Below are 22,958 nucleotides of genomic sequence, written 5' to 3'. Positions count from 1 at the left end.
CCCCACCCCCCGCGCAGAGCGAGTATTTCGCTGTTGGTTACGCTTCCCCCAACCTAATAAAAATACCGAGGGATTCTGGCAATGCGCGATTACTTGTCTGCCACGTCACAGTTCAATTATCAGCACACCGTCGACGCCGCACTTGCGGGTAACCTGACGGCCCTCAATGCCTGTGTCGAGTGTTGCGACCGGCATGCGTTACCAGGTCGCATCGCGCTGTTCTGGGAAGGCCGGGACGGCACCAGTGCGACGTACACCTTCAGCGACTTGCAGGACAAGGCTGCACGTTTCGCCAATTTCCTGCTGGCGCAGGGCGTAAAGAAAGGCGACAAGGTCGCCGGCCTGCTGCCGCGCAATATCGAATTGTTGATCACCGTGTTCGCCACCTGGCGCATCGGCGCGGTGTATCAGCCGCTGTTCACCGCGTTCGGCCCCAAGGCCATCGAGCATCGCTTGAGCAGCTCCGGCGCCAAAGTGGTGGTGACCGACGCGGTCAATCGCTCGAAACTCGCTGAAGTCGCCGACTGCCCGACCATCGTCACCGTCGGTGGTGCAAAAGGCCAAGGCATCGTCCGTGGCGATTTCAGTTTCTGGGCCGAACTGGCCAACTATTCCGCTGACTGCGAACCGGTGCTACTGACCGGCGAAGACCCGTTCCTGCTGATGTTCACCTCTGGCACCACCGGCCCGTCGAAAGCGCTGTCGGTGCCGCTCAAGGCAATCGTCGCGTTCGAGAGTTACACCCGCGACGCCGTGGACCTGCGCCCTGAAGACGCGTTCTGGAACGTCGCCGATCCGGGTTGGGCCTACGGCATCTATTTCGGCGTCACCGGGCCAATGGCGATGGGGCATCCGATCACCTTTTACGATGGCCCGTTCACCCTCGAAAGCACCTGCCGGGTGATCAACAAGTACGGGATCACCAACCTCACCGGTTCACCGACCGCCTATCGTCTGCTGATCGCCGGTGGCGATGAGTTCGCCAAGTCGATCAAAGGCAAGCTGCGCATCGTCAGCAGCGCCGGCGAGCCGTTGAACCCGGAAGTGATCCGCTGGTTTGCCGACAACCTCGGCGTGGTGATTCACGACCATTATGGCCAGACCGAATTGGGCATGGTCCTGTGCAACCACCACGGCCTCGATCATCCGATCCACATGGGCGCCGCCGGTTTTGCTTCGCCGGGCCACCGTATCGTGGTGCTGGACGAGGAGTACAAGGAACTGGGTGTCGGCCAACCCGGCATCCTCGCCATCGACCGCACTCAGTCGCCAATGTGCTGGTTCAACGGCTACGAAGGCGCACCGACCAAAGCCTTCGTCGGCAACTATTACCTGAGCGGCGACACCGTCGAGTGGAACCCGGACGGCAGCATCAGTTTCGTCGGCCGCAGTGACGACGTGATCACCACTTCCGGCTATCGCGTCGGCCCGTTCGATGTGGAAAGCGCATTGATCGAACACCCGGCCGTCGTCGAAGCCGCGGTGGTGGGCAAGCCCGATCCGGAACGCACCGAACTGGTCAAAGCTTTCGTCGTGCTCAGCGCGCAATACCGCGCCGCGCCGGAGTTGGCCGAAGAACTGCGCCAACATGTACGCAAACGTCTGGCCGCGCACTCTTACCCGCGTGAAATCGAATTTGTCAGCGAGTTGCCGAAAACCCCAAGCGGCAAATTGCAGCGCTTTATCTTGCGCAACCAGGAAATCGCCAAGGCTCAAGAGGCCGCAGCGAAGAACGTTTCAGCTTGAATCCAAGGAAACAATGATGCAGATCGAAAACAAGGTTTTTCTCGTCACCGGCGGTGCCTCCGGGCTCGGCGCGGCCACGGCTGAAATGCTGGTCGCGGCCGGCGCCAAAGTGATGCTGGTGGACATGAACGCCGAAGCGGTCGCGGCCCAGGCTGAACGTCTCGGCGCGCAAAGCGTGGTCGCGGACATCAGCAATGAAGCGGCGGCGGAAGCGGCAGTGCAGGCCACGGTCAAAGCCTTCGGTGGCCTGAACGGTCTGGTCAACTGCGCCGGCATCGTGCGTGGCGAGAAGATCCTCGGCAAAAACGGTCCGCATGCACTGGCCAGTTTCAGCCAGGTGATCAACGTCAACCTGATCGGCAGCTTCAACATGCTGCGTCTGGCGTCGGCGGCCATCGCCGAAACCGAGCCGGATGCTGATGGCGAGCGCGGTGTGATCATCAACACCGCTTCCGCCGCAGCCTATGACGGCCAGATCGGCCAGGCGGCCTATGCGGCATCGAAAGGCGCGATTGTCAGCCTGACCTTGCCGGCGGCTCGTGAACTGGCGCGCTTCGGTATCCGTGTGATGACCATCGCCCCAGGGATTTTCGAGACGCCGATGATGGCCGGCATGACCCCGGAAGTCCGCGATTCCCTTGCCGCTGGGGTGCCGTTTCCACCACGTTTGGGCAAACCGGCCGAGTACGCGCAGCTGGTCAGGCATATCATTGATAACAGCATGCTCAATGGCGAGGTGATCCGTCTCGACGGTGCCTTGCGCATGGCCGCCAAGTAAGGAGGATTTGTCATGACCCTTTCCCACGATCCAATCGTTATCGTCAGCGCCGTCCGTACCCCGATGGGCGGTTTCCAGGGCGAACTGAAAAGCCTGACTGCACCGCAATTGGGTGCCGCCGCGATTCGCGCCGCCGTCGAACGCGCCGGTGTGGCGCCGGACGCGGTTGAAGAAGTGCTGTTTGGCTGCGTGCTGCCCGCCGGCCTCGGCCAGGCCCCGGCGCGCCAGGCTGCACTGGGCGCCGGGCTGGATAAATCGACCCGTTGCACCACCCTGAACAAGATGTGCGGTTCCGGTATGGAAGCGGCCATCCTGGCCCATGACATGCTGCTCGCCGGCAGTGCCGATGTGGTGGTGGCGGGTGGCATGGAAAGCATGTCCAACGCGCCATACCTGCTGGACCGCGCCCGCAGCGGTTATCGCATGGGCCATGGCCGTGTGCTCGATTCCATGTTCCTCGACGGCCTGGAAGACGCCTACGACAAGGGCCGCCTGATGGGCACTTTCGCCGAAGATTGCGCTGAAACCAACGGCTTCAGCCGCGAAGCGCAGGATGCGTTTGCCATCGCTTCGACCACCCGCGCACAGCAGGCGATCAAGGACGGCAGCTTCAAGGACGAGATCGTGCCGCTGACCGTGACCGTCGGCAAAGAGCAAGTCGTCATTAGTAACGACGAGCAGCCACCAAAAGCCAAACTGGACAAGATTGCCTCGCTGAAACCGGCCTTCCGCGAAGGCGGCACGGTGACGGCGGCCAACTCCAGTTCGATTTCCGACGGTGCGGCGGCGCTGGTGCTGATGCGCCGTTCCGAAGCGGACAAGCGCGGCCTGAAACCGCTGGCGGTGATCCATGGCCACGCGGCATTCGCCGACACGCCGGGCCTGTTCCCGGTGGCACCGATCGGCGCAATCAAGCGGCTGATGAAGAAAACCGGCTGGTCGCTGAATGACGTGGACCTGGTGGAAGTCAATGAAGCCTTCGCGGTGGTCGGCATGGCTGCGATGACCCATCTGGAAATCCCCCACGAGAAACTCAACGTGCACGGCGGCGCTTGCGCCTTGGGCCACCCGATCGGTGCGTCCGGCGCGCGGATCCTCGTGACCTTGCTCTCGGCCCTGCGCCAGAAAGGCCTGAAACGCGGCGTTGCGGCGATCTGCATCGGCGGCGGCGAAGCCACGGCGATGGCCGTGGAATGCCTGTACTAGGCCAACCTACCCCCTGTGGGAGCCAGCCTGCTGGCGATGCGGTATGTCATAAAAGCAGACAGTGACTGACACGACGCCATCGCCAGCAGGCTGGCTCCCACAGAGTTCTGTGTCGTACCCCGGATTTTAAGGATTTGCCATGATTCCCAATGACGAACAACTGCAGATCAGCGAAGCGGCCCGGCAGTTTGCCCAGGAACGGCTGAAACCGTTCGCCGCCGAATGGGACCGTGAGCACCGTTTTCCCAAGGAAGCCATCGGCGAAATGGCTGAACTGGGCTTCTTCGGCATGCTGGTGCCCGAACAGTGGGGCGGGTGCGACACCGGTTACCTGGCCTACGCCATGGCCCTGGAAGAAATCGCCGCCGGCGACGGCGCCTGCTCGACCATCATGAGCGTGCACAACTCGGTCGGCTGTGTGCCGATCCTCAACTACGGCAACGACGACCAGAAAGAACGCTTTCTCAAACCGTTGGCCAGCGGTGCAATGCTTGGCGCTTTCGCCCTGACCGAACCGCAGGCCGGCTCCGATGCCAGCGGCCTGAAAACCCGTGCGCGCCTGGAAGGCGATCATTACGTCCTGAACGGTTGCAAACAGTTCATCACCTCCGGGCAGAACGCCGGCGTGGTGATCGTGTTTGCAGTGACGGACCCGAGCGCCGGCAAACGCGGGATCACCGCACTGATCGTGCCGACCGACTCACCGGGCTACAAAGTCGCCCGCGTCGAAGACAAACTCGGCCAGCATGCGTCCGACACCTGCCAGATTCTGTTCGAAGACGTCAAAGTGCCGGTGGCCAACCGCTTGGGCGAGGAGGGTGAAGGCTATCGAATTGCCCTGGCCAACCTCGAAGGCGGTCGCGTCGGCATCGCTTCGCAATCGGTGGGCATGGCCCGAGCCGCGTTTGAAGCGGCGCGGGATTACGCCCGTGAGCGCGAGAGCTTCGGCAAACCGATCATCGAGCATCAGGCCGTTGCGTTCCGCCTCGCGGACATGGCGACCCAGATCGCCGTCGCCCGGCAAATGGTGCATTACGCCGCCGCGCTGCGTGACAGCGGCAAACCGGCGTTGGTCGAAGCGTCCATGGCCAAACTGTTCGCCTCGGAAATGGCCGAAAAGGTCTGCTCTGCTGCATTGCAAACCCTCGGCGGTTACGGTTACCTGAACGACTTCCCGCTGGAGCGGATCTACCGCGACGTGCGGGTATGCCAGATCTACGAAGGCACCAGCGATATTCAGCGCATGGTCATTTCGCGCAGTCTTTAAGAAGGAGTCCATTGTGAGTTACGAAACGATTTTGCTGGAAACCCACGGCCGTGTCGGCCTGATCACCCTGAACCGTCCGCAGGCGCTGAACGCGTTGAACGCGCAGATCGTCAGCGAACTGAACCACGCCCTCGATGGCCTGGAAGCCGATTCGAACATCGGTTGCATCGTGCTGACCGGCTCGAAAAAAGCCTTCGCCGCCGGTGCCGACATCAAGGAAATGGCCGAGCTGACCTACCCGCAGATCTACCTCGACGATCTGTTCAGCGACAGCGACCGCGTGGCCAACCGCCGCAAGCCGATCATCGCTGCTGTGAACGGTTTTGCCCTGGGCGGTGGTTGTGAACTGGCGTTGATGTGCGACTTCATCCTGGCCGGGGACAACGCGAAGTTCGGCCAACCGGAAATCAACCTCGGCGTGTTGCCGGGCATGGGCGGCACCCAGCGCCTGACTCGCGCGGTCGGTAAAGCCAAGGCGATGGAAATGTGCCTGAGCGGGCGTTTGATCGATGCGGTTGAAGCGGAGCGTTGCGGGATCGTGGCGCGGATCGTTCCGGCGGATGAATTGCTGGAAGAAGCGCTGAAAGTCGCCGCGTTGATCGCCAAGAAATCGTTGCCGATTGCGATGATGGTCAAGGAAAGCGTCAACCGCGCCTTCGAAGTGAGCCTGTCGGAAGGCGTGCGCTTTGAGCGTCGGGTGTTCCATGCGGCGTTTGCGACGCAGGATCAGAAGGAAGGGATGGCGGCGTTTATTGCCAAGCGTGAGGCGGAGTTCGTCGGTAAGTGATGTAGCGTTCTCACGGACGTCTTCGCGGGCAAGCCTCGCTCCTACAGGTTGTGTGTTGTTCATGCGAACGCCGATAACCTGTAGGAGCGAGGCTTGCCCGCGAAGCTTTTTCCAGCACCCATGAAATGCATTGAAAGAATTCAGCGAAGCAGGGCCATCACTCCGCCCGTATCTGATCCCATGTACCTCGACTATGGTGAATTTGCCCGGACGCTAACCGAGGCTTCAGGACGAAGCCGTCGTTTCAGGCTCAATCACTTTATTCGAGGTTTACATGAGCATTTGTCATTTTGTGCACGCCCAGTGCGGTACGCCGGTATCGCACGTTCCCCAAGGTTATGTTCTGGCCAACGAGCCCATGAAAGACGACATCGTCTATTGGCCACAAAACCCCAACACAGCCTTGTTGGTGACCCGACGAACCGTTGTGATCGAGGAAGACGGCACGACATCGGTGTTCTTCGCGGTGCAGGAAATGCCGTCCAGCGAACCCGATTTGAGCGTGGCAATTCAGACCGTACGCGCCACAACGTCGGTGGTTTAAACCAATAACGCCTTCGCGGGCAAGCCTCGCTCCTACAGGTTATCGGTGTTCGCATGAACAACACACAACCTGTAGGAGCGAGGCTTGCCCGCGAAGCTTTTTAAGGTTCACACCAGATAATTCTTCAACTCTCGGGCAATCACCATCCGCTGAATCTCGCTCGACCCTTCATAAATCTGCGTGATCCGCGCATCCCGGTAGTAACGCTCCACCGGGTAATCCTCCAGATACCCGTACCCGCCATGGATCTGCATCGCTGACGAGCAGACCTTCTCAGCCATTTCCGAGGCAAACAGCTTGGCCTGCGAAGCCTCCGACAGACACGGCTTGCCGGCACTGCGCAACCGCGCGGCGTGCAGGATCATCAACCGTGCAGCGTTGAGTTGCATGTGCATGTCGGCCAGCATATTGGCGATGCTCTGGTGCTCGATGATCGGCTTGGCGAACTGCACGCGATCACGGGAGTAGGCCAGCGCCGCTTCGAAAGCGGCACGCGCGATACCCAAGGCCTGCGCGGCGATGCCGATGCGTCCGCCTTCGAGGTTGGAGAGGGCGATGGCCAGGCCTTTACCGCGCTCACCCAACAGATTGGCTTCGGGGATGGTGCAGTTGCTCAGGGTGACTGCGCAGGTATCGGAGGCGCGAATGCCCATCTTGTGTTCGGTGCGATCAACGATGAAACCGGCGGTATCGGTCGGCACCAGAAACGCCGAGATACCACGCTTGCCCAGGTCCGGATCGGTCACGGCAAACACAATCGCCAGTTTCGCCCGTTTACCGTTGCTGACGAATTGCTTGGCGCCGTTGATCACCCACTGGCCGTCGCGCAGTTCGGCGCGGGTACGCAGGTTATGCGCCTCGGAACCGGCTTGCGGCTCGGTCAGGCAGAAGCAGCCGATGGCCTTGCCGCTAGCCAGATCCGGCAACCAGGTCTGTTTCTGTTCGTCGGTGCCGTAGTTCATGACCGGCCCGCAACCCACGGAATTGTGGATGCTCATCAGTGCGCCCGTGGCGCCGTCGCCAGCGGAAATCTCTTCCACCGCCAGGGCGTAGGCGACGTAATCGACATAAGTGCCGCCCCATTCCTCGGGCACCACCATGCCAAGCAGCCCCAGTTCGCCCATCTTCGCTACCAGACCGTCGTCGATCCAGCCGGCCTTTTCCCAGGCTTGCGCGTGGGGCGCGATTTCGCCACGGGCAAAGTCCCGGGCCATGTCGCGGATCATGACTTGCTCTTCGCTCAATTCGATATCGTGCATGGCTCAGCTCCCGCTCCGGTCAAACCCTGTGAAAAAACTCGCGACGTGTGCGGCGTCCAGCGCCTGCAAGGTCGGCGGGTTCCAGCGCGGGGTCTTGTCTTTGTCGATCAGCAAGGCGCGCACGCCTTCGATCAGGTCGCCGCGCTCGAACCACTGACGGTCCAGGTGCAGCTCCAGGGCAAAACAGTCTTCCAGACTCAGGTGCCGACCGCGCCGCAGCATTTCCAGGGTCACGCCCATGGCCAGCGGTGAACGGCTTTGCAGCAGGTCGGCGGTGGTGGTCGCCCATTCATGGCTGTCGGCAACCGTGACGTTGCGCAGTTGTTCAACAATACCCGGCACATCGGGCAGGGCGAAGAAGTGATCGATAGCCGGGCGCAGCGCTTCCAATGGCGCGTCCGGCAGTTGCTGCACGGCGAGTCGGGCCAGCAGGCCTTGCAGGTCCTTGAGCGGCGTGTCGTGCCATTCCAGCTGATCGAGCTTTTCGTCCAGCGTGGCCAGTTTGCTGCTGTCCAGATACCAGTCAGCCAGGCCGCAATAGAGCGCATCCGCCGCACGGATCTGCACGCCGCTGACGCCCAGGTAGATCCCCAGTTCACCGGGGATGCGCGGCAGGAAGTAGCTGCCACCGACGTCCGGGAAATAACCGATGGCCACTTCCGGCATCGCCAGGCGGCTTTTCTCGGTGACCACGCGTAGATCGGCGCCTTGCACCAGACCCATGCCGCCACCCAGGACGAAGCCGTCCATCAGGGCGAGAACCGGTTTGCGGTAATGGTGAATCGCGAGGTCGAGGGCGTATTCCTCGACGAAGAAATCTTCGTGCAGGGTGTCGCCGTTTTTGAAGCTGTCATACAGCGAGCGGATGTCGCCGCCGGCACAAAAGGCTTTTTCGCCGGCACCGCGCAAGACCACCGCGTGAATGTTCGAATCCTGCGCCCAGGCGTCGAGCTGACGCTGCAGATTGCGCACCATGTCGAGGGTAATGGCGTTGAGGCCGGCGGGGCGGTTGAGGGTCAGGTGACCGATATGGTTGCGAACCTCGGCCAGCACGTCGTTTTGCGTGGCATCCATGGACGAAGTCCACTTCGATGAAACCTGAGCAGTCATCACTAACTCCCTGCTTTTATTGTTCTTTATAGAGAAGCTCGCGCGCGAGCGATGCTGGATCGTAACAGTGCAAATTTGCCTAGTACAACCCGGATATGTGCAGGTCTCGTGTGCATTTTTGTAATAGCGCTGAAGAACTTCCCTCTCAAGACCACCGCGGGCCGCGCTCACGACCGAATCGGCTGTGAAAACAGCCTTATCAGCGCAATCGGGGCGTCTGGAACGGCCCTTACGACACCTGCAACAGGTTATCTGTTGGCATTCTGGCCGTGCTTTTGAAGCCGTCTGTGCCGAGGGTTTCAGGCTGGAGGCCGCAACGTGCGGCCCCTCGAACAAAACAATAAGAACGCTGTTGCGGCTCGCGCCGCACCGACTCTCTGTTCCTGCCCATAAAGGCGGTCCGGTTCGCCAGGCCGCGATAACTCCAAACAAATCGGGACTCAAGAAGATGAATATCAAATGGCTGACTTTGCCGACACTCGCGCTGCTGTGCTGCACCACCGGCGCCCATGCCAAGGAATGGAAAGAGCTGCGATTCGGCGTCAACCCAAGCTACCCGCCTTTTGAGTCAACCACCGCCGATGGCGGCGTGCAGGGCTTTGGCGTGGACCTGGGCAACGCGATCTGTGCCGAGCTGAAACTGACTTGCGTGTGGGTCAGCAATGATTTCGACGGGCTGATTCCAGCCCTCAAGGCCGGCAAGTTCGACGCCATCGAATCGTCGATGACCGTGACCGAGCCGCGCAAAAAGCAGATCGACTTCACCGACCGTCTGTACGCCGGGCCGACCGCCATCGTCACCCGCAAGGACTCCGGGCTGCTGCCCACCGCCGAGTCGCTGCGGGGCAAGACCATCGGTTACATGCAGGGCACGATTCAGGAAACCTACGCCAAGGCCAAACTGGGGCCGGGCGGCGTGAAGCTGCGCGCTTATCAGAATCAGGATCAGGTGTACGCCGACCTGGTTTATGGCCGTCTCGATGCGTCGATCCAGGACAAGCTGCAAGCGCAGATGAGCTTCCTCACATCGCCACAAGGGGCTGACTTCCAGAACAGCGAAGGCATCAGTGACCCGTTGGTGCCGTCGGAAATCGCCATCGGCGTGCGCAAGGACAACGAAGAACTCAAAGGCATGCTCAATGCCGCCATCAAGGCCCTGCACGACAAGGGCATCTACGCACAGATCCAGCAGAAGCATTTCGGCGATCTGGACCTCTACAACAACTGATCCTCGCGCCCCAAGACACTGTGCCGTGAACCGGCACAGTGTTTCACCGTGGGCGCCTCAAGACAGGTGACTGGCGTGAATTCCTTCCTGAATCTGATCGGGCTCGATGTTTCGGCCCTGCAAGGCTATGGCCCATTGTTGCTGCACGGCACCTGGGTCACGCTGAAACTGTCGGCGCTCTCGCTGCTGGTGAGCATGGCGTTGGGGCTGCTCGGCGCGGCGGCAAAGCTGTCGCCGCTGAAGCTGTTGAACCTGCCGGCAACCTTCTACACCACCTTGATTCGCGGTGTGCCGGACCTGGTGCTGATGCTGCTGATTTTCTACAGCCTGCAAGGCTGGCTGAGCAGCCTGACCGAAGCGATGGGCTGGCCGTACATGGAAATCGACCCGTTCGTGGCCGGGATTATCACCCTCGGGTTTATCTATGGCGCGTATTTCACCGAGACCTTTCGCGGCGCGATCCTCAGCGTGCCGCGTGGACAGCAGGAAGCCGCGGCGTGTTTCGGTTTGAACCGCTGGCAGCGGTTTCGCTTCGTGGTGTTTCCGCAAATGATGCGATTTGCCTTGCCGAGCCTGGGCAACAACTGGCTGGTGTTGCTCAAGGCCACGGCGCTGGTGTCGATCATCGGCCTGTCGGACCTGGTAAAGGTCGCGCAGGAGGCCGGTAAAAGCACCTTCAACATGCTCGATTTCCTGCTGATGGCGGCGGCGCTTTATCTGCTGATCACCAGCGCGTCGAACTACGCCTTGCGTGTGTTGGAGCGACGTTACAACCAGGGCGTACGGGGGATGGCGCGATGATCGAGTTGATTGCGGAATACTGGAAACCCTTTCTGTTCAGCGACGGCGAGACCCTCACTGGCCTGGCGATGACCCTGTGGTTGCTGGTGGCGAGCATCGCGATGGGCTTTGTCCTGTCGTTGCCGTTGGCGATCCTGCGCACCTCGCGCTGGGGCTTGCTGCGCTGGCCGGTTCAGCTGTTTACCTACGTGTTTCGCGGTACGCCGCTGTATATCCAGCTGCTGATTTGCTACAGCGGGATCTACGGCATCGCAGTGGTGCGCTCGCAGCCGCTGCTCGAAGCGTTCTTTCGCGACGCGATGAATTGCACGCTGCTTGCGTTCACCCTCAACACTTGCGCCTATACCGTGGAAATTTTTGCCGGGGCGATCCGCAGCATTCCCTACGGTGAAATCGAGGCAGCCCACGCTTATGGCTTGAGCGGCTGGCGCCTGTACCTGCGACTGATCCTGCCCTCGGCGCTGCGCCGGGCGTTGCCGTATTACAGCAACGAAGTGATTCTGATGCTGCACGCGACATCGGTGGCGTTCACCGCGACCATTCCGGACATTCTCAAAGTCGCCCGCGACGCCAACGCCGCGACCTTCATGACCTTTCAGGCGTTCGGCATTGCCGGCCTGCTGTACCTCGCGTTGTCGTTTGGCCTGGTCGGCGCATTTCGCCTCGCGGAAAAGCGCTGGCTGAGCTTTCTCGGGCCGACTCATTAATCCATTTATCCAGACCAGCGCCGAATCGGGTGCTGCTGCAGGGGTGTCTGCATGTACAAACTCACGGTTGAAAATCTGTATAAACGTTTTGGTGACAATGAAGTGCTCAAGGGCGTCTCGTTGAATGCGCGGGCAGGGGACGTGGTGAGCATGATCGGTGCCAGCGGTTCAGGCAAAAGCACCATGCTGCGTTGCATCAATTTTCTGGAACGGGCGGACGAGGGCGCCATCGAACTCGACGGCGAACGGGTCATCACTCGCCCGGGCGCGGGTGGCATGCGCGTCGCCCATCCGGCACAGTTGCAGCGTTTGCGCACGCGCCTGGCGATGGTGTTCCAGCATTTCAACTTGTGGAGTCACCTGACCGTCCTGGAGAACATCGTGCTGGCGCCGTGCCGGGTGCTGGGCATCAGCCGCAAGGCGGCTGAGGAAAGTGCACGGGCTTATCTGGACAAGGTCGGCTTGCCGCAGCGAGTCGCCGATCAATACCCGGCGTTTCTATCCGGCGGCCAGCAGCAACGGGTGGCGATTGCCCGGGCGCTGGCGGTGGAGCCGGAAATTCTGCTGTTCGACGAGCCGACCTCGGCCCTTGATCCGGAGTTGGTCGGCGAAGTGCTCAAGGTGATTCAGGCACTGGCGGAAGAAGGCCGGACCATGTTGATGGTGACCCACGAAATGGGCTTTGCCCGGCAGGTGTCGAGCCAGGTGTTGTTCTTGCATCAGGGGCGGGTCGAGGAGCAGGGTGATGCGACGATCCTCGACCGGCCAAACAGTGAACGTTTGCAGCAATTCCTATCGGGTCGTTTGAAGTGAGGCAAGACGTACATGGCGGATATCCGCGATCTGTCGATCGTGCTTGATCGTATCGATCAGGCAATCATTGAAGTGCTGCGCCATGAAGGGCGCATCACTTACCAAAAGCTTTCGGAGCGCGTGCACCTGACCCCCAGGCCATGCCTGGAACGGGTGCGCAAGCTTGAACAGCTCGGGGTCATTCGCGGTTACGGGGCGATCCTCGATGAGAAAAAACTGACACCGGGGCTGTCTTTGCTGGTGTTGGTTGCGCTGTCGAACCAGAGCGGGCGGGCGGCGCAAAAAGCCTTCGAAGCCAAGGTCCGTGCTTGCCCGCAGGTGCTGGAGTGTCGCTTGATCAGCGGCGCGTTCGACTACAGCCTGCGCATGCGTTGCCGCGATATGGAACATTACCGGGTGCTGACCGAAGTCTGGTTCGACGACCCGGAGCTGCACATCGACAAACTGGTCAGCCATCCGGAACTGGCGATGGTCAAGACCACGATGGAGTAATAAACACCCCGGTTCCCTTGTGGGAGCGAGACCGGCTTGCCGGCGATAGCGGTGTATCAGTCAATTCATTAGTGACTGATACACCGCTATCGCGAGCAGGCTCGCTCCCACAGTGGTTTTTGGTGTTTGCCGAATCGGCTGGAGGGGCCGGAATCTTCAGCCGTTTCCATCACCTTAAAAACCCTTATCAACCGGGTTTTCCCGCTCCCGAAACAGACAATGAGCCTCTCTCAACCCTCATTGAATCTGTGCCCATGCAAACCACCAATACCGTTTTGATGATTCGCCCGACACGTTTCTCTTTCAATCAGGACACGGCGGCGAACAACCGTTTTCAGCGCCCGGCCGCCGTGTCCGAAGACGTTCAGCTCAAGGCCCTGCAGGAATTCGATGGCTACGTTGCCGCACTGCGCGGGCAAGGCGTCGAGGTCCTTGTGCACAACGACCTTGAGGCCCCGCACACGCCAGACTCGATCTTTCCCAACAACTGGTGGAGCAGCCACCCCGACGGCACGTTGGTGCTGTATCCGATGCAAGGCCACAACAGGCGACTGGAGCGGGATAAAGGTGTGCTCGACTGGCTGCGCGACGAATACCGGGTCGAGCAGTTGCTGGACCTTTCCAGCCTCGAACAGCAGGAAGTCTTCCTGGAAGGCACCGGCAGCATGGTGCTGGATCGTCAGCAGCGGATTTGCTACGCCGGCTACTCCACCCGCACCCACGCCCGGGCGCTGGATGAGGTGGTCAACCATCTGGGTTACGAGCTGTGCGCGTTCACGGCGCAGGACCGTCAGGGCGTCGCGATTTACCACACTAACGTGATGATGAGCGTCGGTACGCGTCTGGCCATTGCCTGCCTGGCATCGGTCACGAACCCTAGCGAACGCCTGGCCCTGCGCTCGCGGCTGGAAGACAGCGGCAAGCAAGTCATCGCGCTGAACTGGAGCCAGTTGGAATCCTTTGCCGGCAACATGCTGGAAGTTCAAAGCAGTGCGGGCGACCCCGTGCTGGTGATGTCACGTACCGCCTGGCAAGCGTTGGACACCCGCCAGCGTCGGTTGATTGAAGCCCACACCACGCCGCTGCCAGTGAACATCGACACCATCGAACGCATTGGCGGCGGCAGCGCCCGCTGCATGTTGGCCGAAGTATTCCTGCCCAAACACCTGACTGCCAAGGAGCAAGTGCGATGATCGTCCGTCCCGCCACACCGGCTGACCTGCCGGCACTCCTGGCCCTGGCCCATAGCGCCGGGACCGGTTTGACCACCTTGCCTGCCGATGCGCCGCGTTTGCGCCAGCGTCTGGAATGGGCCGCGAAAACCTTTGCCGGCGACGCCGAGCGTGCCGATGCCGACTACCTGTTTGTGCTGGAAAACGACCAGCAAGAAGCGATCGGTATTTGTGCGCTGGCCGGTGCCGTCGGCCTGCGCGAGCCCTGGTACAACTATCGAATGGGCTTGTTTGTCGCGGCGTCGAAAAACCTCGGGATCAATCAACAACTGCCGACGTTGTTCCTGGGCAACGACATGACCGGGCAATCGGAGTTGTGCTCACTGTTCCTGCACGCCGATCATCGCAGCGGGCTGAACGGGCGCTTGTTGTCGAAGGCGCGGTTCCTGTTTCTCGCAGAGTTCCGTCAGCACTTCGGCGACAAGGTCATTGCCGAGATGCGCGGCTACTCGGACGAAGCGGGCATTTCACCGTTCTGGGAAGGGCTGGGGCGGCACTTTTTCAAGATGGACTTTGCCGATGCCGACTACCTCACCGGCCTGGGCAACAAGACCTTCATCGCGGAACTGATGCCCAAGTTTCCGCTGCCGACCTGCCTGTTGCCGGAAGCAGCGCGCTCGGTGATTGGCCGCGTCCATCCCAACACCGAGCCGGCGCTGGGCATGCTTCAGGCGGAAGGATTCGAACACCGCGACTACATCGACATTTTCGACGGCGGGCCGCTGATTGAATGCGCCACCGCCGACATCCGAGCGGTGCGTGACAGTCAGGTACTGCAATTGAGCATTGGCACCCCCGGAGAACAGGCGGCGACTTACCTGATTCACAACCGCCAGTTTGCCGAGTGCCGGATTACCGCAGCACCGGCGCGGGTAGCGGCGGGCACGTTGATTGTCGATGCGCAGACCGCAAAAACACTGGGGTTGAGTGCCGGGGCATCGGTGCGGGCAGTGAGTCTGGCAGTACCGGCCAAGCAATTATCTGCGGCGTGACTCGAACCTTCAGGAGCGAGACTGCTCGCTCCTGAAGGGTTTTGTAGGGTGTCAGGTTCTGCGGCTAAGGACTTCAGTGATACTGCGCCGTTTGGCATGCAACTCACTGGCTTGAATCAATTGTTCAAGGTCTTCGGGCGTGACATCAAAGAAAGCTTCCATGTCCGCCAGCGCCCGTTTCAGGTCCTGGGCAGTGATCGCCTGGCTGTCTATGGGCGGGTGATCGGCTGGCACCATCGCCACCGGTTCACTGGCGCGTCTTGGGTAACGAATGCGCGTCAGGTTGTTGTATGCGAGCGCGCTGAGCAACATCGTCGAGGCGCCGAGCATTACCGGGCCGAGAGCTTTCCAGTCCAGCGCGATGGTCGCCGGGTCTGCCAATACCAGCAGCAACGCCAAGGCACCGGCCGGCGGATGCAGGCAACGCAGCCAGCACATCAGGATCAGTGACATGCCTGCGGCCAGGCAAGCACTGCCAAGGGTTCGTCCGAGCACGTGGGCGACCAACAATGCGACCACCCCAGCGCTCAAGTAGCCGCCGAGAATCGACCAAGGTTGCGCCAATGCGCCGGAGGACACCGCGAACAACAGCACTGCCGAGGCGCCCAGCGGACCGATCAGGTGCTGCGCCACTTCGATGCCGAAAGCCTGTGAGCACAGCCAGACGCTGAACATCGTACCGAGGGCCATGCCGATGGCGGCGCGGCTCCATTCAGAAGGTCGAGTATTGATGGCGGCGGGGAACCAGCGAGCAAACATGAGGTGAACGGTCCGTTGCAAAAGTCGAGGCAAAAAAAAGGCTTAGCTGGGATACCCAGAAAGCCCTTGAAGTCGTTCCAACTATTGGGGGAGGAACGAGGCACAGTGTGCCGCTCATTCCAGACGGAGACAAATTCATATTAATGCAGTTTCAGTGCATTAATTTTGCTGTAAAGCCACCCGGCGTCCGCTCATGAAACACAGGAAACCGCCCATGGCGGTCAGCGCGCTCAGGGCATAAAACATCGTCGGCGCCGGGGTGTGCATCAACAGGAAACCGCAAATCACCGGGCTCAGGGCACCGCCCAGGGCCGCCAGGTTTTGCGCGCCGTAGTAACTGCCGCGCAGTTCTTCGGGGGCCAGTGTGTCGACGAACAGGAATTCGGCGGGGTAAATGATCATTTCGCCGAGGGTGAAGATGAACATCGCGATGCACCACGACACCAGGCTATCCGCCAGGCTGAAGCCGATCAGGCCGAGGATGAACAGGCTGGTGCCACCGGCAATCCAGTAGCGCAGTTGTTCACGCTTGAGGAAACGGCCGATCTGGTATTGCAGCAGGATCACGCTGATGGCGTTACAGGCGAGCAGGGCGGCCATGGTTTCCAGAGCGCGTTTGGAGTCCTGGGTCACCAGCAAGTATTGCGACAGGTACAGGGTGAAGCGCCCATGGACCACGGTGCTGAGCAGGCAGCCGCAAGTGAACATAATCAGCGTGCGGTCGTTTTTCAGGGTGATCAGGGTTTTCAGAAAGCTTTGCGGCTGGCCGATCGCGGGTGTCTGGCTCGAATCTTTCGGGATCCCGCTCATCAAAAAGATGCTGAAAAACGCAATGCCGCCGGCAATCAGGAACGGCGCAATCGGGTAGACACCGGCAATGACCACACCGAGCATCGGCCCCGTGGCGTAACCGATGTTGGTCAGGGTGTAGCGCAGGGAAAAGGCCTTGGCACGCTGGCCCATGGGCAGGTTTTCGCTGAGGATCGCCTTCGAGCCGATCAGGAACAGCGCCGAAGCGGTTTCGGTGATCACCAGGGTCAGGGTGGTCAGGTAGAGGTTTTCGGCGAAGGTCAGCAGCACGAAACCGATGGCGCTGGAGAGCATGGCGAGGATCAGCAGCCGGCGTTTTTCGAGGCGGTCGATGATGTAGCCGCCGTAGAGCGCAAGCAGGGTAGCGATGAACACCGCGATGCCCAGCAGCAAGCCAACGTCCTGTTGGTTGAGGCCCAGTTTGTTGCTCAGGAACAACGTGAGCAACGGGCTGGTGATGGCGCGGCTGACGACGATGGTCAGCGATACGATCATCAACCGGCGGATAACAAGCGAGTAAGTGGCCACGGTGAGGCAAATGTCCTTATTCAGATTTCAGGGTGTTCGACGGTGTACCGTGTCGCGCCATTCGCGGGCAAGCCTCGCTCCTACAGGGGTCGTAGGAGCGAGGCTTGCCCGCGAAGAGGCCCGCACAGGCAACGCAAAATTCAACTCAACCACCGATCCAGCACAGCAACCGATTCCAGCTGTTCCAACCGCCACAACTGCCCGATCAGTTCCTCTGCCTGCAACCTCGGCATCACCCGCACCGCCAGACTGAAAAACTTCTGTTCCAACGCGTCATCACTCAACGGATTACCCGGCGCACCCAGTGGCGGGTCGACGCACAGGCTCGCCTGCCGACCGTCCACCGTCCGCACGCTCACCACGGGCTCGCCATCCTCTGACAGTTGCGGGTCCACTACAAGACGAATGCGCGACATCCACAGCGCAATCTTCGGAACACGCCGTTGCTCGTCGTCATACGCCTCCAGCCGGCAATGCCCATGAACCAAGCGTGCGGCGAGGGCGTACGGCAAGCTCATCTGCGCCGCCGCGAGGCTGCTCACCTCCTGAGCGCCGCACATGTCTTGCAGAAACCCGCACAGCGAAACCTCAAGGTCTTCAACCTGATCGACATCCACCTGCAGTTGATCCAGCAACAACCCCAACGCGTCGATGGCCGAATGCGTGCCACGGCACGAGGCGTACGGCTTGATCGAACAGCGGGCGAGCTTCCACACGACGCCCAGGCCGGTATCCAGCGCCTCAAGTTGTGAAGACGCCCCGGCCAGGGTTTTCAGAAAACCGCCCCAGACATCATCGAACAGCTTCGACGGCCCGGTGATGCCTTGCTGCGCAAACCGTGCCGCCAGCAATCCACCTTCGGCGGCGCGCCCGCTGTGCAGTTTTTTACTCTGCGAGCCGTCGTGGATGAAGGCCCACAAGCCGCCGCTGAAACTGCCCGCGATACCGAGTGCCGAGAGCATTTGTCCGGCGTTCAAACCGAGGATGCGTGCACTTGCCGCCGCCGCGCCAAACACGCCGCAGGTGGCGGTGGAATGCCAGCCGGCACCGTTGTGCGCCGAATAGCCGCCACAGGCTTCGAGCACGCGGCGGCCGACTTCGTAACCGATGACCACCGCCGTGATGAACTCGCGACCACTGACAGGCCGCGTGGACATCGAAACAGCGGCCATCACCGCCGGCAGCACCACCGCGCCGGAATGGTCACAGCCACCGGTGTCGTCCAGTTCCAGCGCATGTGCGGCGACGCCGTTGAGCATTGCAGCCTGAGCGGCGCCGACCCGCAGGTCCGCGCCCCAGACCAGCGTGCCGCCGGTTTCGCCCGCGAACACCAGGCGCGCCTGTTTCGCCACATCGCTATCAGCCCCGGCCAGCGTCGCGCCAAAGGTGTCGAGAATGTGCCGTTTGGCTTGTGCAACCAGTGCCGGGGGCAAGTCTTCAAATCGTGTGTCGACGCAAAACTGCGCCAGTCGTTGCAAACGCTCGGTCATAGGAGGTAGTCCCGATAATGCCGTTCGTACACTGACGCCGGGTGATCCTCGGTCACAGGCGTCGCGGAATCGGCCCACCACTGAGCGACTTCGGCTCCGGTGGCGATCCACACATCGTTGTGTTGCTGAATGCCCTGCAGCAATTCGCGCAACACGCCGATCCGTCCCGGCGTGGCAATGATCTCCGGGTGCAAACGCAGCACGTAACACAGCCCGAAGCGGTGAAACCCTGCAAAGTCCATTTGCAGGTTGCCCAGGGTGTGGCTGTAAGAGGCGATCCGTGATTGCGCCGGCGGCACCGCCGGGCTCAGGTTGAACGCGAAGTAGGGTTCGTCTTCCAGCTCGTAGTGCAAGGGCAGTTCAATCACCTGCGGCGCAGTGGGATGTGCGAACGGCAAATCATCGCCGCGCCACGAGGATGACCAATGAATGCCCTGATCCCTCAGCGCCTCGATGAATCCCGGCGCGCCATTGCCGGCGGGGATGCGAAACCCCGTCGGACGCTGGCCGGTCAATGTTTGCAGAGCCTCGCAGCCGGCGGCAATTTCGGCGCTCTGCTGTGCCAGATCGAGGGTGTCGTAGTTTTGATGGCGATACCCGGCGCAGGCAATTTCATGCCCACCGGCCTGGATCGCCTGAAGGTGTTCGGGGTTTTCTTCGGCGACGATGCCGGGGACAAACCAGCTGCTGCGAACCCCCAGTTCCTTGAACAAACCCAGCAGACGCTCGACGCCGCGCTGGCTGCCGTATCGCCATACAGACAGTGTCTTGTCGCGCCCGGCGACTTCCGGCGCCTGGGTGAGAATCCCGTGAATGTCGTTGTAATCGACGGTCAGCACCACCGCGCAGCGATAGCCGTCGGGCCAGACGATGGAATCAGCCATGGTGATGCTCCTTCAGCCACCACTGGGCGACGTCGCGGCAAGTGGCAAACCACACGTCGTCGCGCTGACGCATGTGTTCGAAAAGTTTTTCCAGCAACAGGATGCGTCCCGGTTTGCCGGTGATCTTGGGGTGGAACAGGGTGGTCAGGCACAACCCTTCATTCATGGCGCCGTCGTACTCGCGGCACCAGTTGTCCAGAGTCAGCTCGTAGCTGGCCGTGCGGTCCAGTCCCGAAGGAAAGTCCGGCGCGCGGGTGTAGGCGAGGGAGGCGTAGTCGTCCATTTCCCAGCGACCGGGGATTTCCACCAGTGGCGTGTCGAACCCCGGCACGTTCACCAGGTACGGTCGGTCGTCGCCGCGCATGCTGCTGGAGTAGGTCACGCCGGCTTCCACCAGCATCGCCGGGGTCTCGGCGCGCCAGTCGCCGGACGGCGTGCGGAAACCTTCGGCGCGGATGTTCAGGTGTTTCCAGAACACCTCGCGGGATTTCTTCATCACGTCCTTTTGCTGGTCCAGCGTCAGGGCGTAAAAGGATTCGTGTTTGTAGCCGTGGTACGCCACTTCATGCCCGCGCTCGACAATCGCCTGGCACTGTTTCGGCCAGTTCTCCACGACCCAGGCCGGAACGAAAAACGTAGTCGGGATGCGGAATTCGTCGAGCAGGTCGAGAATCCGTGGCAGCGCCCGGTAAGGGCCGTAACCACCAAAACCGAAGTACTCGGGCTTGTGCCAGATCGAGCCGTTGAGCATCGCATCGCCGGTGGGGCCGTCGAGGTCGAAGGCCAGGGCAAGGCAGGCCTTGTGCTGGTCGGGCCAGGTTGGGGAGGACGACATCGTGATGCTCCGTATTCAATTGTCGAAACGCAACCTTGTAGGAGCCGGCTTGCCGGCGATGGCGGCGCATCAATCTGCATTGATGGTGCCTGACCCACCGCTATCGCCAGCAAGCTGGCTCCTACAGGGATGTGTTCATCCCGAGCGGATTATTTGCCGGCGTTGATGGTTGCCGTCTTGATTGCGCCCAGCTCCAGGTCCCATTTTTTCAGGATGGTCTGGTAGCTGCCGTCATCGATCATGCTCTGCAACGCAACCTTCACCGCTTCGCTCAGCTCAGGCTTTTTGTTGCTCAGGCCCATGCCGGAGAACTGCACGGAAATCGGCTGGCCGACCGTTTTGTACATGTCCTTTTCCTGAGTCTTCAGGTACGACAAGGTCTCGCTGCCTTGCATCGCGGCATCGATACGGCTCTGACGCAGTTGCGCACGGGCATCCGCCGAGCCTTCGGTGCCGATCACCACGATGGCCGGTTTGCCGGCGGCTTCGCAGTTGGCCTTGCTGTACTCAGCGATTTCCGCCGGGAACGTGGTCCGGCGGCTGGTGCCGACTTTCTTGCCGCACAGGTCGGTGATTTCGTTGAAGTCCTTGTTCTTCTGCAGGGTGTAGAACTGCGGACCGCTGGTGAAGTAGTCGACGAAGGTCACGCTGGCCTGACGCTCTTTGGTGTCGGTCATGCCCGACAGCACCATGTCGACGCGGTCGGTGGTCAGGGCGTTGATCATTTGCTCGAAGCCGGTTTCCTGCCATTTGATCTTCACGCCCAGACGTTCGGCCAGGGCGTTGCCCAGATCAACGTCCACACCGGTGAGGGTATTGGTGGCCGGGTCCTTGAAATCCATCGGCGGGTAGTTCGGCATGATCGCGACGACGATCTCGCCTTTTTCCTTGATGCTGGCCGGCAATTCGGCGGCGAAGCTGACGCTGGATGCCATCAGGCCTGCGAGTACTGCTGGGATTACGATGTTCTTCATGGTCGTTCTCTTATGTGTGTTGTTACGCCAGCCGGCGCTTAGGTTCGAACGGCAGAAATGAAGCTTTGGGTGCGCGGGTTTTGCGGACTTATTAGTATTTCTTCGGGGCTTCCTGCCTCCACGATCTGCCCGCCGTCCATGAACACCATGCGGTTGGATACTTCGCGAGCGAAGCCCAGTTCATGGGTGACGACGATCATGGTCATGCCGGATTGCGCGAGATCGCGCATCACCGACAGCACCTCACCGACCAGTTCCGGGTCGAGTGCCGAAGTGGGTTCATCGAACAGCATCAGCTTGGGCCGCATGGCCAATGCGCGAGCAATGGCGACACGTTGTTGCTGACCACCCGAAAGCTCGATCGGGTAGCTGTTGCGCTTGTCGGCCAGGCCGACGCGGGCGAGCAGTTCCAAGGCTTCTTCGTGCGCCTCCTTGGGCGAACGCTTGAGCACCTGGCACGGCCCTTCGATGATGTTTTGCAGCACAGTCATGTGCGGAAACAGGTTGAAACGCTGGAACACCATGCCGGTGGCCAGGCGTTGACGGGCGATCTGCGACTCGTTGAGTTCGTGCAGTTTGTTGCCGACGATGCGGTAACCCACCAGCTCGCCATCGACCCACAGGCCGCCCTTGTCGATCTTTTCCAGCTGGTTGACGCAACGCAGCAAGGTGCTTTTACCGGAGCCGGACGGGCCGATGATGCACAGCACTTCGCCTTGCTCGACTTCGATGTTGATGTCCTTGAGGGCGTGGAAATGGTCGTAATACTTGTTCAGGCTCACGGCCTTGACGATGCTTCTCATGTTCGACTCCTCAAGAACGCTTGCCGGCGCCGCGAGCGAAACGACGCTCCAGACGGCTTTGACCAAAGGACAGCACGGTGACCGTGGCCAGGTACCAGATACCCGCGACGATCAGCAGCTCCATCACCCGGGCGTTGGCGTAGTAGATGTTCTGAGCGTTGTAGAGCAGCTCCGAGTACTGGATGACGCTCGCCAGCGAGGTCATTTTCACCATGCCGATAAACTCGTTGCCGACCGGTGGAATGATGATCCGCATGGCCTGCGGCAGGATGATCCGGCGCAGCGCTTGCAGGCGTGGCATGCCGATCGACTTGGCAGCTTCGTACTGCCCGGTGTCCACCGACAGCAGGCCGGCGCGCACCACTTCGGCGGTGTAGGCACCCTGGTTGATGCTCAAGCCGAGGAGGGCGGCCACGAACGGCGTCATCAGGCTCACGGTGTCCATTTCGAACACGCCAGGGATGCCGATGGTGGGGAAGATCAGCGCCAGGTTGAACCACAACAGCAGTTGCAGGATCAGCGGCGTGCCACGGAACAGCCAGGTGTAGGTCACCGCCACGTAACGCAGGATCGGGTTGGCCGACATGCGCATGATCGCCGTGATCACCCCGAACACAATGCCCAGCCCCATCGCCAGCACGGCCATGACGATGGTATTGAGCAAGCCCCACATGATCGCCTGGGACGTGAGGAACTGGCCGATGTACGACCACTCGATCTTGCCTTCGGCGAAGGCCCGCACCAGGCCGATGATCGCGATGACGATGACCGTGGCGAAAAAGATCCGCCCGTAATAGCGCCGTGGCACGTGATCGTACTGGGTGATATCGAACTGGTTTTCCGCCAGTTTGCGCTCCGCCTGGAGTCGTTCTGCCTGAGTCTGGCTCATGTTGTTTCTCCGAACACTGGTATT

The 22,958-nt window shown here is 60.9% G+C and carries 23 protein-coding genes; 13 read left to right on the top strand and 10 right to left on the bottom strand.

Annotated features, from left to right (window positions below):
• The first annotated feature begins 81 nt into the window (after window positions 1–81).
• The 6 genes from IB246_RS03670 (at window position 82) to IB246_RS03645 (ending at window position 6,328) form a co-directional block, all read left to right on the top strand.
• A complete protein-coding gene (locus tag IB246_RS03670; protein WP_008038364.1) occupies window positions 82–1,746 on the top strand; it encodes an AMP-binding protein in 1,665 nt (554 codons plus the stop codon).
• 16 nt (window positions 1,747–1,762) lie between these two features.
• Complete coding sequence (locus IB246_RS03665; protein ID WP_008026522.1) at window positions 1,763–2,524, top strand: SDR family NAD(P)-dependent oxidoreductase; 762 nt, start codon at window positions 1,763–1,765, stop codon at window positions 2,522–2,524.
• 12 nt (window positions 2,525–2,536) lie between these two features.
• On the top strand, window positions 2,537–3,730 hold the full coding sequence (locus IB246_RS03660; RefSeq protein ID WP_008038365.1) for an acetyl-CoA C-acyltransferase: 1,194 nt from the start codon (window positions 2,537–2,539) through the stop codon (window positions 3,728–3,730).
• Window positions 3,731–3,869: 139 nt separating this feature from the next.
• Window positions 3,870–4,997, top strand: coding sequence for an acyl-CoA dehydrogenase (locus IB246_RS03655; protein WP_008026517.1), 1,128 nt, complete (start codon window positions 3,870–3,872; stop codon window positions 4,995–4,997).
• Between the two features lie 13 nt (window positions 4,998–5,010).
• The gene (locus IB246_RS03650) at window positions 5,011–5,784 is read left to right on the top strand and encodes an enoyl-CoA hydratase (protein ID WP_008038367.1); all 774 of its coding nucleotides are present in this window, start codon (window positions 5,011–5,013) and stop codon (window positions 5,782–5,784) included.
• Between the two features lie 274 nt (window positions 5,785–6,058).
• Entirely contained in the window at window positions 6,059–6,328 is a 270-nt protein-coding gene (locus tag IB246_RS03645) for a hypothetical protein (protein WP_008038369.1), read from the top strand.
• Window positions 6,329–6,435: 107 nt separating this feature from the next.
• Here the strand turns inward: IB246_RS03645 and IB246_RS03640 are convergent, their stop codons facing one another.
• The gene (locus tag IB246_RS03640) at window positions 6,436–7,587 is read right to left on the bottom strand and encodes an acyl-CoA dehydrogenase family protein (protein ID WP_008026512.1); all 1,152 of its coding nucleotides are present in this window, start codon (window positions 7,585–7,587) and stop codon (window positions 6,436–6,438) included.
• Between the two features lie 3 nt (window positions 7,588–7,590).
• A complete protein-coding gene (locus tag IB246_RS03635; protein WP_008038371.1) occupies window positions 7,591–8,697 on the bottom strand; it encodes an enoyl-CoA hydratase/isomerase family protein in 1,107 nt (368 codons plus the stop codon).
• A 448-nt stretch (window positions 8,698–9,145) separates the two neighbouring features.
• Here IB246_RS03635 and IB246_RS03630 point away from each other — a divergent pair, with 448 nt between their 5' ends.
• The 7 genes from IB246_RS03630 to astA all read left to right on the top strand — a co-directional run bounded on the left by IB246_RS03630 (window position 9,146) and on the right by astA (window position 14,962).
• Window positions 9,146–9,925, top strand: a complete 780-nt coding sequence (locus IB246_RS03630) for a transporter substrate-binding domain-containing protein (RefSeq protein WP_008026508.1) — start codon at window positions 9,146–9,148, stop codon at window positions 9,923–9,925.
• 75 nt (window positions 9,926–10,000) lie between these two features.
• Entirely contained in the window at window positions 10,001–10,726 is a 726-nt protein-coding gene (locus IB246_RS03625) for an ABC transporter permease (protein WP_008038374.1), read from the top strand.
• A complete protein-coding gene (locus IB246_RS03620; RefSeq protein ID WP_008026504.1) occupies window positions 10,723–11,433 on the top strand; it encodes an ABC transporter permease in 711 nt (236 codons plus the stop codon). Before IB246_RS03625 ends, IB246_RS03620 begins: the two co-directional genes overlap by 4 nt.
• Window positions 11,434–11,484: 51 nt before the next feature.
• The gene (locus IB246_RS03615; RefSeq protein ID WP_008038375.1) at window positions 11,485–12,246 is read left to right on the top strand and encodes an ABC transporter ATP-binding protein; all 762 of its coding nucleotides are present in this window, start codon (window positions 11,485–11,487) and stop codon (window positions 12,244–12,246) included.
• A gap of 12 nt (window positions 12,247–12,258) precedes the next feature.
• Complete coding sequence (locus IB246_RS03610) at window positions 12,259–12,738, top strand: Lrp/AsnC family transcriptional regulator (RefSeq protein ID WP_008026500.1); 480 nt, start codon at window positions 12,259–12,261, stop codon at window positions 12,736–12,738.
• 254 nt (window positions 12,739–12,992) lie between these two features.
• On the top strand, window positions 12,993–13,931 hold the full coding sequence (gene ctlX, locus IB246_RS03605) for a citrulline utilization hydrolase CtlX (RefSeq protein ID WP_008038378.1): 939 nt from the start codon (window positions 12,993–12,995) through the stop codon (window positions 13,929–13,931).
• Entirely contained in the window at window positions 13,928–14,962 is a 1,035-nt protein-coding gene (gene astA, locus IB246_RS03600) for an arginine N-succinyltransferase (RefSeq protein ID WP_008038379.1), read from the top strand. Before ctlX ends, astA begins: the two co-directional genes overlap by 4 nt.
• Window positions 14,963–15,013: 51 nt before the next feature.
• Here the strand turns inward: astA and IB246_RS03595 are convergent, their stop codons facing one another.
• From IB246_RS03595 to IB246_RS03560, 8 genes are all read right to left on the bottom strand, one after another.
• On the bottom strand, window positions 15,014–15,721 hold the full coding sequence (locus IB246_RS03595; RefSeq protein WP_008038386.1) for an HPP family protein: 708 nt from the start codon (window positions 15,719–15,721) through the stop codon (window positions 15,014–15,016).
• A gap of 159 nt (window positions 15,722–15,880) precedes the next feature.
• Window positions 15,881–17,059, bottom strand: a complete 1,179-nt coding sequence (locus IB246_RS03590) for an MFS transporter (protein WP_008026490.1) — start codon at window positions 17,057–17,059, stop codon at window positions 15,881–15,883.
• 140 nt (window positions 17,060–17,199) lie between these two features.
• Complete coding sequence (locus IB246_RS03585; RefSeq protein ID WP_008038389.1) at window positions 17,200–18,549, bottom strand: MmgE/PrpD family protein; 1,350 nt, start codon at window positions 18,547–18,549, stop codon at window positions 17,200–17,202.
• Window positions 18,546–19,433, bottom strand: coding sequence for a polysaccharide deacetylase family protein (locus IB246_RS03580; protein ID WP_008038390.1), 888 nt, complete (start codon window positions 19,431–19,433; stop codon window positions 18,546–18,548). The genes IB246_RS03585 and IB246_RS03580 overlap by 4 nt, the downstream gene beginning before the upstream one ends.
• A complete protein-coding gene (locus IB246_RS03575; RefSeq protein ID WP_008038392.1) occupies window positions 19,426–20,268 on the bottom strand; it encodes a polysaccharide deacetylase family protein in 843 nt (280 codons plus the stop codon). Before IB246_RS03575 ends, IB246_RS03580 begins: the two co-directional genes overlap by 8 nt.
• Window positions 20,269–20,417: 149 nt before the next feature.
• A complete protein-coding gene (locus IB246_RS03570; protein ID WP_008026483.1) occupies window positions 20,418–21,242 on the bottom strand; it encodes an ABC transporter substrate-binding protein in 825 nt (274 codons plus the stop codon).
• Window positions 21,243–21,280: 38 nt separating this feature from the next.
• On the bottom strand, window positions 21,281–22,045 hold the full coding sequence (locus tag IB246_RS03565) for an amino acid ABC transporter ATP-binding protein (RefSeq protein WP_008026481.1): 765 nt from the start codon (window positions 22,043–22,045) through the stop codon (window positions 21,281–21,283).
• A 10-nt stretch (window positions 22,046–22,055) separates the two neighbouring features.
• Entirely contained in the window at window positions 22,056–22,934 is an 879-nt protein-coding gene (locus IB246_RS03560) for an amino acid ABC transporter permease (protein ID WP_008026479.1), read from the bottom strand.
• Window positions 22,935–22,958: the final 24 nt, after the last annotated feature.

Origin of the sequence: Pseudomonas sp. PDM01 (assembly GCF_014852325.1) — a bacterium.
Classification (GTDB): domain Bacteria; phylum Pseudomonadota; class Gammaproteobacteria; order Pseudomonadales; family Pseudomonadaceae; genus Aquipseudomonas; species Aquipseudomonas migulae.
Note: the sequence above shows the minus strand (reverse complement) of the source record. Positions and strands in the feature narration are given on the sequence as shown.

Excerpts from the sequence above, each read along its gene's own strand:
- IB246_RS03670 (WP_008038364.1), top strand. The coding sequence starts at position 82 with ATGCGCGATTACTTGTCTGCCACGTCACAGTTCAATTATCAGCACACC.
- IB246_RS03665 (WP_008026522.1), top strand. The coding sequence starts at position 1,763 with ATGCAGATCGAAAACAAGGTTTTTCTCGTCACCGGCGGTGCCTCCGGG.
- IB246_RS03660 (WP_008038365.1), top strand. The coding sequence starts at position 2,537 with ATGACCCTTTCCCACGATCCAATCGTTATCGTCAGCGCCGTCCGTACC.
- IB246_RS03655 (WP_008026517.1), top strand. The coding sequence starts at position 3,870 with ATGATTCCCAATGACGAACAACTGCAGATCAGCGAAGCGGCCCGGCAG.
- IB246_RS03645 (WP_008038369.1), top strand. The coding sequence starts at position 6,059 with ATGAGCATTTGTCATTTTGTGCACGCCCAGTGCGGTACGCCGGTATCG.
- IB246_RS03640 (WP_008026512.1), bottom strand. The coding sequence starts at position 7,587 with ATGCACGATATCGAATTGAGCGAAGAGCAAGTCATGATCCGCGACATG.
- IB246_RS03635 (WP_008038371.1), bottom strand. The coding sequence starts at position 8,697 with ATGACTGCTCAGGTTTCATCGAAGTGGACTTCGTCCATGGATGCCACG.
- IB246_RS03630 (WP_008026508.1), top strand. The coding sequence starts at position 9,146 with ATGAATATCAAATGGCTGACTTTGCCGACACTCGCGCTGCTGTGCTGC.
- IB246_RS03620 (WP_008026504.1), top strand. The coding sequence starts at position 10,723 with ATGATCGAGTTGATTGCGGAATACTGGAAACCCTTTCTGTTCAGCGAC.
- IB246_RS03615 (WP_008038375.1), top strand. The coding sequence starts at position 11,485 with ATGTACAAACTCACGGTTGAAAATCTGTATAAACGTTTTGGTGACAAT.
- IB246_RS03610 (WP_008026500.1), top strand. The coding sequence starts at position 12,259 with ATGGCGGATATCCGCGATCTGTCGATCGTGCTTGATCGTATCGATCAG.
- ctlX (WP_008038378.1), top strand. The coding sequence starts at position 12,993 with ATGCAAACCACCAATACCGTTTTGATGATTCGCCCGACACGTTTCTCT.
- astA (WP_008038379.1), top strand. The coding sequence starts at position 13,928 with ATGATCGTCCGTCCCGCCACACCGGCTGACCTGCCGGCACTCCTGGCC.
- IB246_RS03595 (WP_008038386.1), bottom strand. The coding sequence starts at position 15,721 with ATGTTTGCTCGCTGGTTCCCCGCCGCCATCAATACTCGACCTTCTGAA.
- IB246_RS03585 (WP_008038389.1), bottom strand. The coding sequence starts at position 18,549 with ATGACCGAGCGTTTGCAACGACTGGCGCAGTTTTGCGTCGACACACGA.
- IB246_RS03580 (WP_008038390.1), bottom strand. The coding sequence starts at position 19,433 with ATGGCTGATTCCATCGTCTGGCCCGACGGCTATCGCTGCGCGGTGGTG.
- IB246_RS03575 (WP_008038392.1), bottom strand. The coding sequence starts at position 20,268 with ATGTCGTCCTCCCCAACCTGGCCCGACCAGCACAAGGCCTGCCTTGCC.
- IB246_RS03570 (WP_008026483.1), bottom strand. The coding sequence starts at position 21,242 with ATGAAGAACATCGTAATCCCAGCAGTACTCGCAGGCCTGATGGCATCC.
- IB246_RS03565 (WP_008026481.1), bottom strand. The coding sequence starts at position 22,045 with ATGAGAAGCATCGTCAAGGCCGTGAGCCTGAACAAGTATTACGACCAT.
- IB246_RS03560 (WP_008026479.1), bottom strand. The coding sequence starts at position 22,934 with ATGAGCCAGACTCAGGCAGAACGACTCCAGGCGGAGCGCAAACTGGCG.